The organism is Candidatus Binatia bacterium (assembly GCA_023150935.1).
Taxonomy (GTDB): domain Bacteria; phylum Desulfobacterota; class Binatia; order HRBIN30; family HRBIN30; genus JAKLJW01.
Genome location: JAKLJW010000001.1, coordinates 425,863 through 441,486, shown reverse-complemented (window position 1 = coordinate 441,486; position 15,624 = coordinate 425,863). Strand labels below are relative to the sequence as shown.

16 protein-coding genes and 1 tRNA gene are annotated in these 15,624 nt (G+C 65.9%); 2 read left to right on the top strand and 15 right to left on the bottom strand.

The window, feature by feature from the left end:
- Positions 1–75: 75 nt before the first annotated feature.
- Complete coding sequence (locus tag L6Q96_01905) at positions 76–768, bottom strand: GNAT family N-acetyltransferase (GenBank protein ID MCK6553332.1); 693 nt, start codon at positions 766–768, stop codon at positions 76–78.
- Between the two features lie 373 nt (positions 769–1,141).
- Between L6Q96_01905 and L6Q96_01900 the strand changes: the two genes are divergently transcribed.
- A complete protein-coding gene (locus L6Q96_01900; protein ID MCK6553331.1) occupies positions 1,142–2,395 on the top strand; it encodes a HAMP domain-containing histidine kinase in 1,254 nt (417 codons plus the stop codon).
- A 39-nt stretch (positions 2,396–2,434) separates the two neighbouring features.
- On the opposite strand, the gene L6Q96_01895 is transcribed toward L6Q96_01900, so the two are convergent.
- Together L6Q96_01895 and L6Q96_01890 are read right to left on the bottom strand one after the other, a co-directional pair.
- Complete coding sequence (locus L6Q96_01895; protein MCK6553330.1) at positions 2,435–4,036, bottom strand: long-chain fatty acid--CoA ligase; 1,602 nt, start codon at positions 4,034–4,036, stop codon at positions 2,435–2,437.
- Between the two features lie 126 nt (positions 4,037–4,162).
- Positions 4,163–4,756, bottom strand: coding sequence for a hypothetical protein (locus L6Q96_01890; GenBank protein MCK6553329.1), 594 nt, complete (start codon positions 4,754–4,756; stop codon positions 4,163–4,165).
- 117 nt (positions 4,757–4,873) lie between these two features.
- Between L6Q96_01890 and L6Q96_01885 the strand changes: the two genes are divergently transcribed.
- Positions 4,874–5,917, top strand: coding sequence for a PQQ-binding-like beta-propeller repeat protein (locus L6Q96_01885; GenBank protein MCK6553328.1), 1,044 nt, complete (start codon positions 4,874–4,876; stop codon positions 5,915–5,917).
- A gap of 151 nt (positions 5,918–6,068) precedes the next feature.
- On the opposite strand, the gene L6Q96_01880 is transcribed toward L6Q96_01885, so the two are convergent.
- The 12 genes from L6Q96_01880 to L6Q96_01825 all read right to left on the bottom strand — a co-directional run bounded on the left by L6Q96_01880 (position 6,069) and on the right by L6Q96_01825 (position 15,622).
- Positions 6,069–6,142: transfer RNA gene (locus L6Q96_01880), tRNA-Arg, on the bottom strand.
- Between the two features lie 12 nt (positions 6,143–6,154).
- A complete protein-coding gene (locus tag L6Q96_01875) occupies positions 6,155–7,315 on the bottom strand; it encodes a site-specific integrase (protein ID MCK6553327.1) in 1,161 nt (386 codons plus the stop codon).
- A 4-nt stretch (positions 7,316–7,319) separates the two neighbouring features.
- Entirely contained in the window at positions 7,320–7,496 is a 177-nt protein-coding gene (locus tag L6Q96_01870; GenBank protein ID MCK6553326.1) for a hypothetical protein, read from the bottom strand.
- A 154-nt stretch (positions 7,497–7,650) separates the two neighbouring features.
- Positions 7,651–7,929 carry a hypothetical protein gene (locus L6Q96_01865; protein ID MCK6553325.1) on the bottom strand — a complete coding sequence of 93 codons (279 nt, stop codon included), beginning with the start codon at positions 7,927–7,929 and terminating at the stop codon, positions 7,651–7,653.
- Positions 7,930–8,122: 193 nt separating this feature from the next.
- Positions 8,123–8,833, bottom strand: a complete 711-nt coding sequence (locus L6Q96_01860) for a hypothetical protein (protein ID MCK6553324.1) — start codon at positions 8,831–8,833, stop codon at positions 8,123–8,125.
- A gap of 49 nt (positions 8,834–8,882) precedes the next feature.
- Positions 8,883–10,283: a phage terminase family protein gene (locus tag L6Q96_01855; GenBank protein MCK6553323.1), complete on the bottom strand. Its 1,401-nt coding sequence runs from the start codon at positions 10,281–10,283 to the stop codon at positions 8,883–8,885.
- A 313-nt stretch (positions 10,284–10,596) separates the two neighbouring features.
- Positions 10,597–10,821: a hypothetical protein gene (locus tag L6Q96_01850; protein MCK6553322.1), complete on the bottom strand. Its 225-nt coding sequence runs from the start codon at positions 10,819–10,821 to the stop codon at positions 10,597–10,599.
- Between the two features lie 511 nt (positions 10,822–11,332).
- Positions 11,333–11,572: a hypothetical protein gene (locus L6Q96_01845; GenBank protein MCK6553321.1), complete on the bottom strand. Its 240-nt coding sequence runs from the start codon at positions 11,570–11,572 to the stop codon at positions 11,333–11,335.
- Positions 11,573–11,575: 3 nt separating this feature from the next.
- Positions 11,576–12,004, bottom strand: a complete 429-nt coding sequence (locus L6Q96_01840) for a hypothetical protein (GenBank protein ID MCK6553320.1) — start codon at positions 12,002–12,004, stop codon at positions 11,576–11,578.
- A gap of 139 nt (positions 12,005–12,143) precedes the next feature.
- Positions 12,144–12,635 (bottom strand): hypothetical protein, encoded by a 492-nt coding sequence (locus L6Q96_01835; protein ID MCK6553319.1) that lies wholly within the window; start codon positions 12,633–12,635, stop codon positions 12,144–12,146.
- Positions 12,636–12,641: 6 nt separating this feature from the next.
- Complete coding sequence (locus L6Q96_01830; protein ID MCK6553318.1) at positions 12,642–12,812, bottom strand: helix-turn-helix domain-containing protein; 171 nt, start codon at positions 12,810–12,812, stop codon at positions 12,642–12,644.
- Positions 12,813–13,264: 452 nt separating this feature from the next.
- Positions 13,265–15,622, bottom strand: a complete 2,358-nt coding sequence (locus L6Q96_01825) for a DUF3987 domain-containing protein (protein MCK6553317.1) — start codon at positions 15,620–15,622, stop codon at positions 13,265–13,267.
- Between the last annotated feature and the right edge of the window lie 2 nt (positions 15,623–15,624).

Sequence of the window (15,624 nt, the reverse complement as noted above, 5' to 3'; positions counted from 1 at the left end):
CTGGCGCTGGTCGCCGGCACCCCCGCGGCGGCGCACCACGGCAAGTCCCTACTCAGCCGAACCGATGCAAGCGCGCTACGTTGCCCCCGCCGGCGCGCGCAACAGGCGCCAGAGCCGAACGCCGAGGCAGGTGAATTCGCCCGCAAGCTCGAACCCCAACCGGCGATAGAATCCAACGTTCTCGGCCCGCGAGGTTTCGAGATATAGCGGTAGCTGCGGCGCGCTCGCGCGCTGCACCTGCCGCACCAGCCTCGACCCCAATCCTCGACGCTGCCAGGCCGGATCGACCGCCAGGGTCCGGAGATAGGTGAACTGCCCCAGCGGCTCGTGCCGGCGAATGGCGTGCGCCGCCAGCAGGCTGCGTCTTGTCGTCCCCGGCCCCACACGCAACGATCCCCAGAGCGCAAACCAACCGTCGGCTACCGGGGCGGACGGTACAGGCGGACGGATCACGAGTGCCACTGCAAGGGGCACACCGGCAGCATCGACGATCGTCCACGCCGGCTGACCCGCCAGGCAGTGGCTGCGCACCGCAATCCGAAAGCTCCACCACAATCGTCGCAGGCGCCGCGCTGGCGCTCCACGGCAAATGGCCACAACAAGTGGGTCGTCAATGAATGCCCGCGCCAAGACGCCAGCCACCGCACGCTCGTCCGCCCACCGAAGGGCATCGACGCACACGCCCGCCGACTCGACCTGCGCCGGCACCCCGACCGCGCAACCGGTGGCTCCCGAATGGCCCGCTGCGATCACTGTGATGCGCAGCATAGTCCGCGTTTCCAAACGGGCAACCTCGAACTCGCGGCTCGACCTTGAGACTGCCCGACGGACGTCACGAAATTGCCAGACCGCTAAGCGACTAACGCTGGCAGCTTAGCAACGCTCTCTTCGCGACTGCTTGCGAGCTTACACAGCAAGTTCAGCGTGTTGGAGGGCTGCCCGGGGCGAAATCGCTCCCCGGAAGGCCACTTCTCCAGGCTGTGGCGAAGGACCGGATCGGCGAAAAAGTGCGGGCACAGGGCCGCATCGCAGACCTGCGGGTTGGCTACGAAGTCAAAACGCGAAGAGAAGCGCAAGTGGTATGGATCCTGCAGACTTCGCCGGCATGCGGAACCGTGGGGTGGGGTTGGGAGAGAGTCACATGTTGGTACTACTGCGTTGGGTCCTGATCATCGCGACGTCGTATCTGCTCTTGTTCAGCAGCGACAGCGCGGCCACACCGCCCGCGATTGCCCTGTTCATCGCCGCCTACTTGGCCTCCAACCTACTGCTCTCGAAGTACTTCAATCGCTGGCGCGGACGGCGCTGGTTCGACGCCGGCATCGTATTGTTCGACATCGCCGCCCTCGCCGTCGGACTCAGTCTCACCGATGGCACGTCGGTCGATTTCTTCCCGGTGTTCTTTCTGGTGATCTTCATCGGGGCCCTGACCGAGCGGGTCGAGCTGGTCGTGGGCGCGGCGGCCCTCATCGGCCTGGTCCACCTCTCCACCCTGTCGCACTTTCTGGGGGCCGGGGAGGTGCTCGACGGGAAGTACATGCTGCGCATTCCATTTCTCTTCGTCGTCGCCCTCTTCTTCGGCTTCGAAGCGAAGCTGGTCCGCAGCCGCGACCGCAAGGAGAAGGCACGGGAACGTAAGCGCCTGGCAACCGAAGCATTGTCGGCCGTGACGCACGACATCAAGAACCCGCTGAGCATCATCCAGTCGCTCGCCAACCTGTTGCTCGATGGCAATGCCGGCCCGCTGACCGGCGATCAGGCCGGATTGGTGAGGCGCATTCACGCCAATGTGCGACGCGTCCTGCAGCTCTCCGGCAATTTGCTCGACGTGGCGCGCATCGAGGCCGGCCGGCTGGATGTAAACCGTAGCATGACCGACCTGCGTGACGTCGTCGAAGATGCCCTCGCGCTGGCACGCAGTGCCGCCGAGATCAAAGGCATCACCCTGCACTTCGAACCCGATCCGGCGCTGCCCAGTGCGCCGGTCGATGCCCTGCAAATCGAACGCGTGGTGTCCAACCTGCTCGACAACGGCATCAAGTACACGCCCCCCGGGGGCACGGTCACCGTTCGCACGCAAGCGGGCGATGGCGAGGTCACCCTCGCCGTCTCAGATAACGGGCCGGGCATACCCGAAACCGAGTTGACCCCCTTGTTCGAACGCTATCGGAGGCGCGCAGAGAGCAACCACATCCACGGCAATGGCCTCGGGTTGTTCATCGTGAAGGCGGTCGCCGAAGCACACGGTGGAACTGTCGAGCTGACCAGCGACCTTGGCGTGGGCACCACGGTCACGGTCCGCATCCCAACGCCGCCCCCACCCCAGCCAACCACAGTCAGCGGAAGCGAGTCAGCGTGGCAGGGAGCGATACCGCTTGAGGGCCTGAGGGCTTGAGGGCCTGGGTCGTGAGGGGATTGAGGGATTGAGCACCCATCAACCCCACTTACGCTCCTTGAACCGCTCCCGTAGATCCCGCTTCGCGATCTTGCCGACGCTCGTTTTCGGCAGGGTGTCAACGAACACCACGTCCTCCGGCATCCACCACTTCGCGACCCGCGACTCGAGATGATCGAGTACCTGCTGCCTCGTTAGCTCCGCACCGGACTTGACCACCACGCACGCCAGCGGTCTTTCCTGCCAGCGCTCGTGTGGCAGGCCGATTACCGCCGCTTCGAGCACCGCCGGGTGAGCCATAATCGCGTTTTCCAGCTCGACGCTCGAAATCCACTCGCCGCCACTCTTGATGACGTCCTTGGCGCGGTCAGTTATCCGCATGTACCCGTCGGCATCGATGGTCGCCACGTCGCCCGTGCGGAACCAGCCGTCATGGAAGGCTTCGGTCGATCGCGGGTCGTTGTAGTACGCACCGACAACCCAGGGCCCACGCACCTGAAGCTCACCGAACGTCGTGCCGTCCCACGGCAACGGGTTGCCATCCTCGCCGACGATCCGCAACTCCACGCCGGGCACGGGCGTCCCTTGCTTGGCGCGCACCGCCAGGCGCTCCGCCTCGCTCCAACCGTTCATGGAACTACGGGGGCGCGACAGGGTCGCCAGTGGCGCCGTTTCGGTCATTCCCCAAGCCTGCACAACGCTGACACCCAGGCTCTGGAAGCGCTCGATCAATGCCTGCGGCACCGCCGATCCACCACACGGAACACAACGCAAGCTCGAGAGATCGACGCGGCGCTTTTCCATCGCCGCCAGAAGACCGATGAGCACCGTCGGCACTCCGCCGGTGACCGTGACGCGGCACTCTTCAATCAACCCCCCAACATCCTCCGGCGTCGGTTGCGCGCCCGGGTAGACATGGGTGGCGCCAACCATAGTGGCGCTGTAGGGCAATCCCCAGGCGTTGGCGTGGAACATCGGCACCACCGGCATGACGACGTCGGCCTCCCCGAGTCCGAAGGCGTCTGCGCTCGCCTGCGCGAGGCTCTGCAGAAAGAGGGCTCGATGACTGTACACGACGCCCTTCGGATTCCCGGTGGTACCCGAGGTGTAACACATCCCGGCCGCCGCGTGCTCGTCGAGCACCGGAAAGGCATAGTCCTCCCGTGCCGCGGCGAGAAGTTCCTCGTATCGTACCGCCCGCGGCAACGACGTGTCCGGTAACGGCCCATCTCCCATTATGACGAACGTTCGGACGCCGGTGAGCTGCGGCACCAGCGGCTCCAGGGCCGGCACCAGCGATTCGTCGACAAAGATGACCCTGTCTGCAGCGTGATTCACTATGAACGCGATCTGCTCCGGAAACAGCCGGATGTTCAGCGTGTGCAAGACCGCGCCGGCGCACGGCACCCCGAGGTAGAGTTCGAGATGCCGGTACGTGTTCCAGGCGAAGGTCCCCACCCGGTCACCCGGTTGAACGCCCAGACTGCCGAGCGCATTGGCCAGGCGGCACACGCGCCGATAAACGTCGAGGTAGGTGTACCGGTGCAGCCCAACGGCAGTCCGGGTAACCACTTCCTTGCGCGGAAACAGACACCGGGCCCGTTCCAGGAAGTGGGTGAGCGTCAACGGGTAATCCATCATGAGTCCGCGCATGAGATCACCTTCTCGCGGATGCGGTAGCCCACTCTTTCGTCGTGCCCCTGCCATCGTGACGGGCGTTACCCGCACCGTGTCGCGTCGATACCCTCGATCGCGAGTTCGATCCAACTACTTCCTCTTCTTACCCCTGGCGCCGCCTTTATCCTTCTTGGTAACGGTCAGTTTACCGTTTACGTTGCCCTTGCATGGGGTATCCTTGTCCGCCGAGCCGCACACGCGTACACCGGTTGCGTCGCTCAGAATCGTGCCGCTGAGCTCGATCGGCACCGTGCCAGCCGGAGCGCCAGCCGCCAGCTGAAGCTTACAAGTGTAGAGTACCGAACCGTCGGGAATCGTGCCCACGTCCTCGGTCGAGAACACCAGCACCCGCACCGTGTTGCAGGCATCGCCGCCGCAGTTGGCCGGACGAAATACGAAGGTGGAAGCCGACTTGTTGATGCTCGGGTTCACCGTGCAATCCGGCTTGCCGTTGGCTTTGCGTTTGACGCTTATTTGCGGCGGTTTGACGCTGAAGTCGTTCTGTGTGCCGGCGATCTTGCCGCCCGCGGCAACCAGCGTCGCCGTTAATTCCACTTCCTGTCCGGGCGAGGCATTGATCGCGCTAAGCTTGATTCCGGGTCCCGCGGCCATCCCAGCAGCCGGCGTCCCCGCCACCAGCAGAGCCCCGGCGGCGATAGCCATGGTCAATCTCGTCGTCTCCACATGATCTCCTTTCGCCGGGCGCTTGCCACTTGCGCGCCGCGACGCGAAAGTAGCTGCTTTCGCTCTATCGGTCGACCCCTCGTTCAAGTCACGATCGCGTGGTATCCGAGTGCCCTCATGAGATCGATCTGCGGCCGCACGACGGCGATCCTGCTCCTGCTGACTCTGACCCTGACCGCCTGCGCCGGTTCCCGTCGCCCAGACCTCGGCCCCGCCGTACTGGCACAGCTCTCCCTGGCCGACATACCCGACGCGATCGCCATCACGCCGGACGGCGGCAAGGCATACGTCGCCGCGCGCGGGAAGGTGTACGTTATCAGGCCCTTGAACGGCGCGCTGCTGGCTACCATCCCGCTGCCCCCGGCCCCGCGCGCCATGGCTCTCAGCCCCGACGGCAAGCGCCTCTTCGTTGGCGACTTCGCAGATCTGCAACTGACTATTGTCGATACCGACAAGGACAGCGTTGTACAGCGCGTTCCTATCGGTCGGGACGGGATCCCGTGGGAGTCATCATCGAGCGTAGTCACCGTGAGCCCCAACGGCAGGACGGTTTTCGTCGGCACGCCGGGCACGTCGCAGCTCTGGGCTATCGACACCGCCGATCCAGCGGTGCAGCGCAGCACAACCCTGACGATGCGACCCGGCGCTGTCGCCGGCGGAAGTCCGGATGCGGTCTATGTCGCCGGGTGCCCGCACGGATGCCTGCGGGGTGAATTCGGAACGTACGATCCGGTGAGCCTCCAGCGGCGCGCGGCCGTCGATCTGCCCTCCCCGGCGGGACGCACACTGATCGCACCGCAGCGCACGCACGCTTACGTCCTCGAACGCCCCGCCAACCGGGTCGCCGTGGTCGACCTCAGCAAGCCGCGCATCGTCGCTACCATCCCGACCGGAAATCTTCCCGGGGACATTGCCCTGGCCCCGGATGGGGCGGTCCTATACGCCACCAGTTTCGGCGACAGGCGCCTGCTGGTCATCGACACCGCAACGCGCGCCGTTGTCGGGATTACACCGATCACCGCCGGGCCGCGCGGGGTAGCCGCCAGTCCGGACGGTCGCTTCGTCGTGGTTACCGCGGGCCTCGACCAGCTCATCGTGTTCGACGCCGGCGCGCTGCGTCAGGAGCCCAACGGCCAGGCTCGCCGGCAGCCCGGGGAGTAGACGCGCCGGTGCACTCGCCCGGCGTAAGCGGGATCCGCCGCCGCGGCCGACCGGCACATGCCACGGCCGGTTCGCCCGTCACGGCCGTTGCCAAATCCGTGACTTGCTGCGTGCCGGGCAAAGCGGGCGGCGCAACAATCTGAAAGGACAATGCCCCCGACGCGATTCGAACGCGTGACCCCAGGATTAGGAATCCTGTGCTCTATCCACCTGAGCTACGGGGGCAAGTGAACAAAATCAATAACTTACGTTTCGCCTCCGAGGGTGCATAATGGCCACTTTGCCCGTCACTTTGCCCGTCACGGAATTGACGTGGGCGGCGGCGTCCAGTTTTGCGGCGGCTTCGGTCAGATCCCGTCCGCCGGTGACGTCGTACCGGTCGAAGACGCTTCGAGTCCGATGCCCGCTCATTTCCATGGCCACCTTCTCACTGATCCCGGCCCGGACCATGGCACGGATAGCCGTGCGGCGGAAGTCATGCAGGATCATCCCGGAACACCCGGCCTTCCGGCACGCGGTCCGCCACGCCCGATAGAGCGACCTGATCGGCTTGCCGTGGCGATGGAAGACGTAGGGACAGATGATCCCGTGCTGCCGCTCTACCGTGTCGGTCGCTTTGCGTTGCGCCACAAGTAACTCGCGCAGCTCGGTGGTCAGAACGAAAGTGCGGCCCTTCTTGTTCTTCGTGGTGCCGGGCTCAAGGCGCACTTCGCCGCGTCCGTCGTGAGCGTCGAAGTCGACCTGGCGCCACTGAAGCGGCAACACTTCCGATCGAACCCGCCACCCGGTCTGGTAGGCAAAGGCGACCACCGGTTGCGACGTCGACGGCAGCGAAGCCATGACGGCAGCAAGCTGCGCCGGCTCGAAGAAGCCATGCCGGGCGTTATCCTCGGCCAGCGCCGGCATGTACGGCCTGACCGTCAACTTCGGCGGCATGGCCTGTGAAGCGAGCGTGAAGGCACGTCGCAACAGCGCCACTTCGCGGTTGATGGTTGCGTTACTCGCGCCTTGCTCCTGCCGGTGAGCCTGATAGCGCCGCACCGTATCGGTGCCGACGCTGGCGGCGCGCAACATCCCCACCGCCGGCTTGAGATGCTTTTCCCATCGCCGCTCAGCATCCTGGAGACTGCGCTTGCCGTTCACGCGGTAGTCGGTGAGTACATCGGCCACAAGGTCGGCCACGGTCAGCTTGCCGACGTGTGGCCGAACCGGCTCGCCGCGCAGTACGCCGGCAACGCGCACGGTCAGCGCCCGTTGCGCTTCCCGTTTGTCGTCGGTCTCGGTCGACTCGCGGATGCAGCGGCCGTTGCCGTCGTAGAACTTCATCCACCAGACGGCCGATTGGACCACCTGTCCGCCGGTCCGTCTGTACCTGGGGCGGAACAACGATCCGGCCATGCGCTCACCCTCCCCTCTTTGTGGCCCGCTTCTTCGTGGCCTGTACAGCGTGCGCCGCTATCCATTCGAGCACCAGCTTGTTGATCGACGTGCGGTTGTCGAACGCTATCTTCCGCACCAGCTCGTGAAGCTCCGGCGGAAAGTAGATCGGCACCTTCTTGAGCGAACCCCGGTCGGCCATGCCATGGCCCTCCTTCCGGCCGTTAAGTTAGCGCCATGATACTATAGCGTCAAGCGCGGGCTCGCGTTGGCCTGCGACATCCTCGAAGCCGAGCATCGGAGTCGGCCGTAATCGGCGCCCCGATCGACGGCGGCGACCATGCCGCGCGCGACCATCACACTTCTACAACCCGGGGCCACCGCTGCCGGTCCATCCACACATGGATCAACCGCCGGCCGTTAGGTGGCACCGGTACAAGCCGCAGCGCCTCCCGTTCACCCGGCCCGGGCGGCCGGTTGGCCTTGCACTGCACAGGAACCACGTCGGTTGCCGACCAGCCCACAAGGTCGAAAGGTCCCTTGGACGCCGCCGCACGAATCACGGTGTAACCCGCAGCTTCGAGCACGGCTTTGCTGCGCCCTTCGAGGCGGCGGCCCTTGGCACTGGTGTTCATGCTGATCCCCGTGGCGTGGCGTCTGCAAGATCACGGCGACGCAGTACCACGGCGAGGAACAGCCGTTGCTCGAACTCGTCGACATCTACCCACGCACGAACGAGCCGGCGTAGCTCAGGAGATAGCGGCGGCCGGCCGGATCGGGTCTGGGAAACCCGCCGGCACCCGCCCCGCCGCGTGATCTGCCCTGCCGTCATGCCGCAGCGGCCTTCGGGCGATCCCGGATCGTAAGCCCGTCCCATAATTCGTCGACGTGCGCCGGCTGTCCGGCAACGTTGCGGAACCGGTCGAACACCGCATGCCGCACCCGTTCGAGCGCCGCAAGCGCGGAACGTAACTGCTCTAACTCATTCGGCCACGCCTCGTGAAACACGCGAGCAACGTCCGTCAATACCTCTTGCTCCGCGTCGCCCAGGATCGGGGCCTTCGCCCGGTTGGTCGCCTCGATGAACACCAGCGCCGCACCCAACAGATTGTCGTCGGTAACGGCTCCACGCACACGGTCCTCCAGCCCGGCCGCACTGCACCGTCCGAACAGCCAGACCCAGTAGTTCGCCTGGGCGACATCGCGCGGATGCTCGGTAATGCCCCGGAGCAACGTCGACTCCGTCCAGCTATCGGCCGCGTCCAACGCGGCGTCAATGCGCTCGATAGCCCGCGACTCGCGCATGAAGGCGTTCGCCTGCTTGCTCGCGGCCTTGCGAAGCTCCTCGATGCGGCTCTGCTTGCCGGCGTCGCTTAACTCCGCGTCGCGTCGGATCATGTCGGCCTTCGCGCGCCACTCGTCCGAAATGCCACTCAAGGTGGCCGTGGCCCGTTGCGCCAGGACGTCGGCGTCCTGTGTCGCTGCGAGCGCCTGTAGCGCTACCCTCCGAAGTTCACTGTAAGTCTCGAACGTTCTCATGTTCTCATCTCCTGCGTGTAAGGGCGCCTAGCGGCGCACGTTGATAAGCTCACACAATCAACGGCCTGACCATGGTGAACGATGCGTATGGCCCGCCCACGGTTACCAAAGCTCCCGCCGCGGCGTTCGCTACGTCGTCATGCTGGCCCGGCGCATGGTCGACACTGTCCTTGCCGCTCCGGCCGGTGCGTCGCTCTAACTGGCTAAGCTGGTGAACAAGCCGCGGATCGTCGAGCAACTCAATCGTCCCGCTCATGAGGCGCGGCAGGAGCGCCTGATACAACTCGGATCGGGTCTGCTCGCACGGCGTGTACGTCACGCCGTAGGCGGCGAACCGCTCCCGTGGCCACACTCCACCGTAACGATCACCACGCACCCGGTGAATTCCGTACTCCCGGAGCAACCCGCACGCCTCCGCAACCACCACGGCCGGCGAGAATGGCGGTCGCCACTCGCGCACAAGATCGAGAACCGCGCGGTCCCCCTCGGCGTGCGCGATGGCAAGCGTCATGGAATCCACCGAACCGCCACTCGGGTCGACGAACGCCACGTATCGCAGCGCACGCGACGGCGGAAACTCGCGGCGGTCCTGGACCACGCACCTGTCAACGGCGTCGCGCGGAACGTACGTCTCGACGTCGGTCCTGAACTCGGCGCCCCACTCCGCTGCCGCAGCGGCAGGGTCGGACGCGTACGCCTCGTCAATAACATGCAATGGTACCGTGGCGTTCATCGCGCGGGTTGATGCCTGCCACACAAGCACCGGGGCGTGGTCCTGTCCGTAGTTGCGCCGGTACGCCTCCCATGCCGCGCCCTTCCTTGCATAGGGGCTGGTAATGCAGAGCAGCATCCCGCCCGTGGTCGCCAGTCCGGGGCGTAACCCGTTCAGGATCTCGGTATCGGGATTCACCCCGTGTTCATCGGTCGGCCAGAACGCCACTTCATCTGCCACAACGCCTGCGAGCGTGTAGCCACGGGTTGCCCTGAAGCTCGCCGTGTGGATCTCAATCACAACGCGGTTATCAAGCTCGATAGTCTCGCGCGTGCGGTTAGCGACCATCCGCGCCAGCAGAGGCACGCCGTCGAAGAACCCGCTGATGTACCGCATGAGAGTACGCGCCTGGCGACGGTCGGCCGCAATGAGCGCGATGGTCGCAACCTCGCCGGGCGCAAGGACCGGCGTCCAGTCACGGAAGCACGCGAGGAATACCGCCACCGTGGAAGCAACCAGACTCTTACCGCCCCGGCGTCCACACAGCAGCCACACTTCGCGCGCCGGTGCGGCCGGCGGTAGCTGGCGCCCGGTGTGACGGTGGTACACGTCCATCTCGGCCCGGGCCAGCGGCAAGCCGAACACGGCCCGGAGTGCCACGAACCAGGGCGCCCAGCTCTCGCCGGAAAACCAGCGGCCGAATAACGCCGGGTCGCGCATCGCCTCGACGATGGTCACTCGCGCCCTGCCTTCCGCCGGCGTGCCGCAGCACGCGCCCTCTTGACGCGGCGACGCTCACCCGGGCGTATTGCGTGCTCGCGGCGGCGGGCGTCGACCAGAACGCCTTCACGCATGACCATCGTGACGAATCGCCGAATCAGCTTCGCCGGTGGTTCGCCGGGGCGTGCGTAGGCAACGACGCCACCGGGGCGCCATCCCTCCGGCCGGGCTCGGCGCTGATATGTCAGCGCGTGAGCAGCGTCGGGGGCGGGTCGTTGCTCGCGCCGTATATCAATCGGCACGTCGAAGTCGCAGTCGGGCGGTAGGTGGGTCATCTGCACAGCGTCTCCCGGCACAGCATCATACCGAGATAGATGGCCAAGTCGGCGGCCTCGGCGACGGCCTCAACGCCGAAGTCTCGCGTGTCGCGGTCAAGGTCGAGCGCGCCGTACTGCCGTCGCCCGAGTGCCAACCGGGCGGCCAGCAGTCGGAGAACGCGAAGTTCATCGGGGCCTAGCTCGCTGGCCGTGGCCATAAGTGCGTCACGGTCGGTCATCCCGACACCCCAACGAGGTAGATCGCGGCCGCAACAAGCTCGGCAACGAGGAAGACGAGGAAGCGAGGGTCAGTCATGCCGCCCCTCCGCGAAACTGGCCCTCAGAACGCGCCGGGGCGGCGGGTACGGGGGTTGGGTCGTCCCGGCCCGGTTCGGTGCTCGAAGTGGCTTCCTCGCGGGGTCCGGCCGGCAAAAACGGCCTGTCTCGCCGGGTCGACCGACGGCGCAACCCCCATCGGAAGTCGGCCAGGGGAATACGATACTCCCGGCCGTGAAGTCCGCCGTCCTTGCGCCGGGCCTCCGTGAAGTGGGCCAAGCCGAGTCGGTGGAGCTTGCGGAGGGTCGACGGGTCCGCCGTCCATACCCACACAACCCGTTCTTCCGCGTCCCAACGGATCACGGTCTCTTGCTCGGCACGTGTGAGCCCGCGCGGTACTTCAACAGTCATTCCTCGCCCTCGGGTTGTTAGGCCCGGACCGGGCGCACGCCGCTCCGGTCCGGGCCGATGGTCTTACGCTCGTGCCTCCAGTTGCTTGAGCTTGCCGGCGGCCGCTCGGGCCACCGCTCGCCGCTTGCGCTCCAACGCGGGGTCTTCGTCGAAACAGCAGGTCAACGCCGCTTCGCGAAGCCGAGCGAAGTCGCCGGCTGTGCGGGCAAACCCCAGGGTCAGATGGAGCAGCTCGGCCGCAACGCAATGGTCCTGTTCCACGGCGAAGATGATCAAGTCAGTAACGCTAGCTGTGTACGCCATTGGTCATACCTCTCTCGCATCATCGGCAAAGTCCGTCGGGTCGTCGGCGTCGTCGGGGTCGACGTCGTCGGCCGGGTCGACATCGGCGACCGGCGGCGGCTTCGCCACCGTGGCCGGCTTCGGCTGCGGCATGCGGACCTTGATGCTAGGGACCGGCTCCCCACCGAACATCGCCTCGCCGGGGTAGAGTACGATCTTGCGGCCGACCCAGTCGTCGGAGTCAGTGCCCCAGGCGTCCTTGACGGTGCGGTAGGCGGTCTTGTTCGGAATGTAGCCTCGGCTATCCTCGCGAAAATAGACAACCAGCTTCAGTTCCGCGTCCTTACCCTGACCTATCATTTCGGACACGGCGTCCTTGATGGTGAGGGTCACGGGAGCGTCAAGCTCGGAGGCTTTGAAGTAGGGGCTCTTGTAGAACTTCGAGGTATCCATTTGGTCTGTGCCTTTCGGTTGTAGTTCGTTCGTCTCGTTCCTGAGAATCGTAGTTTCGCATCGTGTCACGATGCGTTGCACTTTGAGGGTCAACGTGGCGGGCCTCGCGGCGGGCCACGGGTGCGGGTGCGGCGCATGGCTAGGCGGCCTCTGGCGGGTCGGCGCGGTCGGGCGCGGGCAAGGAGTCGGTGGGGCTCTCGATCGTGCCTCCTGCGGGCTCTGTGGCGGCCTGGGCGCGTGCCTGGAGATACTCACCCAGGGTCAACGCCGGTGCCGGCTCGGGCGGCCGAAGCCCCAACGCAGTACATGCGCGAACCAGTGAGTTGAAATTGACGAAATAGAGCTTTGCCGCGCCGATAGGCTCGCCCGTCGGGTCGAGCAACCCACCGTGCTCGGCCACGTAGCGGTTCATGAGGCGGAGCCAGACGGCAGCGAAAGCCAGCGGCTCGAAGAGCACTTTCTCCGCGGCGGAACATCGCTCCCAACCGCCCCTCTCTGCGGCTAGCGCGTCCTGAATGGCGTTGATGTCGCGTGAAAGCTCGGTGCGGCCATCGAGTTTTCGCTCGCGGTAGAGGCGGTTAAGGGTGCGGCTGCCGTGCTTGGGGGTGGGCTGGGTGTAGGTCTTCGCCATGTCTCGTCAGCCCTTGTGTTGCTCGACGAAGCGGTCGAGGTCCGCACGGTCGACGTACACCCGACGGCTCTCGCGGCCCGGCCGGCGGCTCGACGGCAAGCGCACGGCCCGGATCTCGCCGGCAAAGACCCATCGACGGAACACCGAGTACGAAACACCGAGGTATCGAGCGGCCATTTCCAGCCCCAGCAACCGCGGCGAATCCGGGCAAAGTGCGGGCAAAGTGCGTGCGGAAACCCTTGTCCGGTGCGGGCTGGCGGGTGCCCCACGGGATTGATAGTCCTGTGCGCGGCCGGCTGGATCCGGGCGGGGAGCATAGTTGGCGGTCTTGTGCATACTTTTTTACCCCGCAAGACCATCCGAACCGTTTACGAGCCCTACGCCCTCGTGAAAACATTTCGCGCATGTCAGCTCCGGGTGCGCGTCGTAGAACGCGACAAGCTCCGGGTCGGTGACGTGCTTGCAGCCCGGCCGGCTGTTTCGAGGGACCGTCCCAAGTGTCACTTGAGGATTTCGAGGAGAGAGCAATGTATGTATGTTAAAAATGTGTGCTGTTTGTTTTGTACGCTCGCACGCGCGAGTGACATTTGGGACGCTTTTTGTGCCGGCGCGCACCCGGTCGAAGAGATTCACGCGTCCTCCGGGGTGAGTCCAAGCTCGGCTACGGCTTCGGCGACCTGGCGTCGCACGGCTTCGCGGCGGCGCCGTTCGGCCGCGGCGCGAGCGGCGAAGCGGGTATGGACCTGCGGGTTGACTGCCCATTTACTTGGGAACGGCCCACGGGTCGTGTCGATCGGCGTTACCCACCCCACCACTTCGAGTTGCGCCATGGTTGCGGCGATGCGGCGTCCATCGCCGCGCAGCTCACGATAGGCGCGCCCTACGTCGCGTGCGCTGATCCGTTCGAGAGCATGTGCCAGTATGTGACCGGCGATCCAGCGCGCGTGCGTCAGGTGCTCGCTGCCCAGCAGATCAACATAGAATTTAGCGGCATGTGGCAACAGGAAGTCAGACATGAGTCGCCCGACTCGTTCCGCGGTGTCGCTCGACGCGAAGGGCGCCGGTTCGGTGCCGTTCGATGCGGCGTCGACGAGATGATAGACGAGCGTCAACCGAGCGAAGAGAGCGTCCCATTTGCCAAGGTGCGATCGGAACGCCGGCGACGTGTCCGGCAGTGCGACGACGTTATGCGCGACGCGGGTTACGACGCCCCGCACGGCTTGTGCGTCGTCGTCGAGGCGGTACACCGCGCCGGCCGGATCGAGCCTCACCAGCGCGTGCAACGTGCGGGCGTAAGCGTGTAGTGCTTCGTAGTCGGGTGCGCGGTCGACTTCCGCGGCACCGGGCGCGGGAAACACCACGACGAACCGTTGCAGCAACCCGTCATCGTCGATCTTGCCGGCGAGCCGGCGCATGGGTCCGGGCTGGATTCCGCCCAACAAGCACGCCGACCAGTTGGGGACGAGCACTCGGCCGCGCACCACGCGGTCTATCGGCCGCGGTCCGCCGTTGTAGAGTTCGAGCCAATGTGCGCGGTCCTGCCCGGCAGCCTTCCGGTATGCGTCGAACGACGCGAACCAGCCTGACAGCTCATCTCGTACACACAAAACGCCGCGCGGATTGTCCGCCAAGATGTCGCTCAGTGACTCGATCGTCGCGTCGTCCACCACGAGCCGGCGCACCGTCGGCCGGGCCGGTTCGTCAAGGTCCGTTCCGCCTTTGCGTCGCATCGCGGCCCGGTGGCGTTGCATCGCTTTTTCGTAGTCGGCCAGCGCGCGCAGGTCCGTCTTGAGCCAATCTCTCTCGATTGCCCGAAGCGGCGCCGTTGCCTTCCGCAGCGCCGGGGTTTTCCGGTGGCCGGATTCGTCGACGATCCCTAGCCACAGCCGCGGCGACTCCGTCCAGCCTGCATCGTATCGTTTCGGTTGTAGACGGTGCGAATCGTCGATTGCTGCGGCAGCCGTGACGAGGCACGGCAGCGCCAGCATGGCCAGATCCACACCAAGCCGTTCCGCCTCATCGGCGGCGAACCGCGCGATTACTTCGGGCAGCATCGCGGCTTCGAGCGGTGGCGACCCGGCAAGTGTCGCGTCGCCGAACACATCGAGGGGGGGCGGTTCGCTCGCCTCGACGTCATCGGCTCGGTTCCCGAGCCACAGTGCGACTCGTGGCGCGACGATATCACCATGTCTGATACACGCCGCGAGCCGGGGCAGTCCGGTTGCGGGTTTGCCGGCGGCAAGTGCGGCGAACGTGTCGCCCACGGCTCGCACCCGGTCGGTCACCTCGGTATCGCTCGCGGCCCGGCACACACTTCGCACCAGGCGCCCTGCGTCGGTCTCCGACCAGCCGGCCCGGGCCAGCATGCCGGCCAGCGCCAATGTGGCATCGTGACGTCCGCCCTCGCCGGGCCAGTACCGCGCCAGCAATGCGCACGCCGCAACGCGCCGGACGGCCACGCGCAATGCAGCCGCCGGTACGGTCGCCGGTTCGCCCTCGGCGTACCAGCGCAGCGGCGCCTCATCGTCGGGGTGGGTAGAGGGAGGCGCGAGTGTCTGGGCGCCGACGGTGCCGTCGGCTTTCAGGCCGCGCAGCTCTACGAGCGTATCCTTCCCCGTCTTCGATAGGGCGGGGTCCTTGAGACGTTCCGTTACGAGCGGCTCGGGTGAGAGATACCAATGGTGAGTTACGCGCCCATCCGGCCGACCGCTGGTGCGGTCGGTCGGCGGTAGCCAGTCTTCGGCGACGGCTAGCGCCTCGTTGCAATCGAGATCGACGTCGACGAGAGGGGTGCCGAGTAACAGTCCCACGTTGGCGGCTTGCCCGTTGAAGTAGCTCGGCGCGGTGGCGACGGTGAGTCGCAGCGCCGGCCAGTCGTTCAGAATGGGGGCCTTGCTGCGATATGGGATCGGGATGGGTAACCAGCCGCGGCCGATGTACTCCAGTGCGGCCGCGAGCAGGGGCGATTCGGCCGTGGCATCGTCCACGG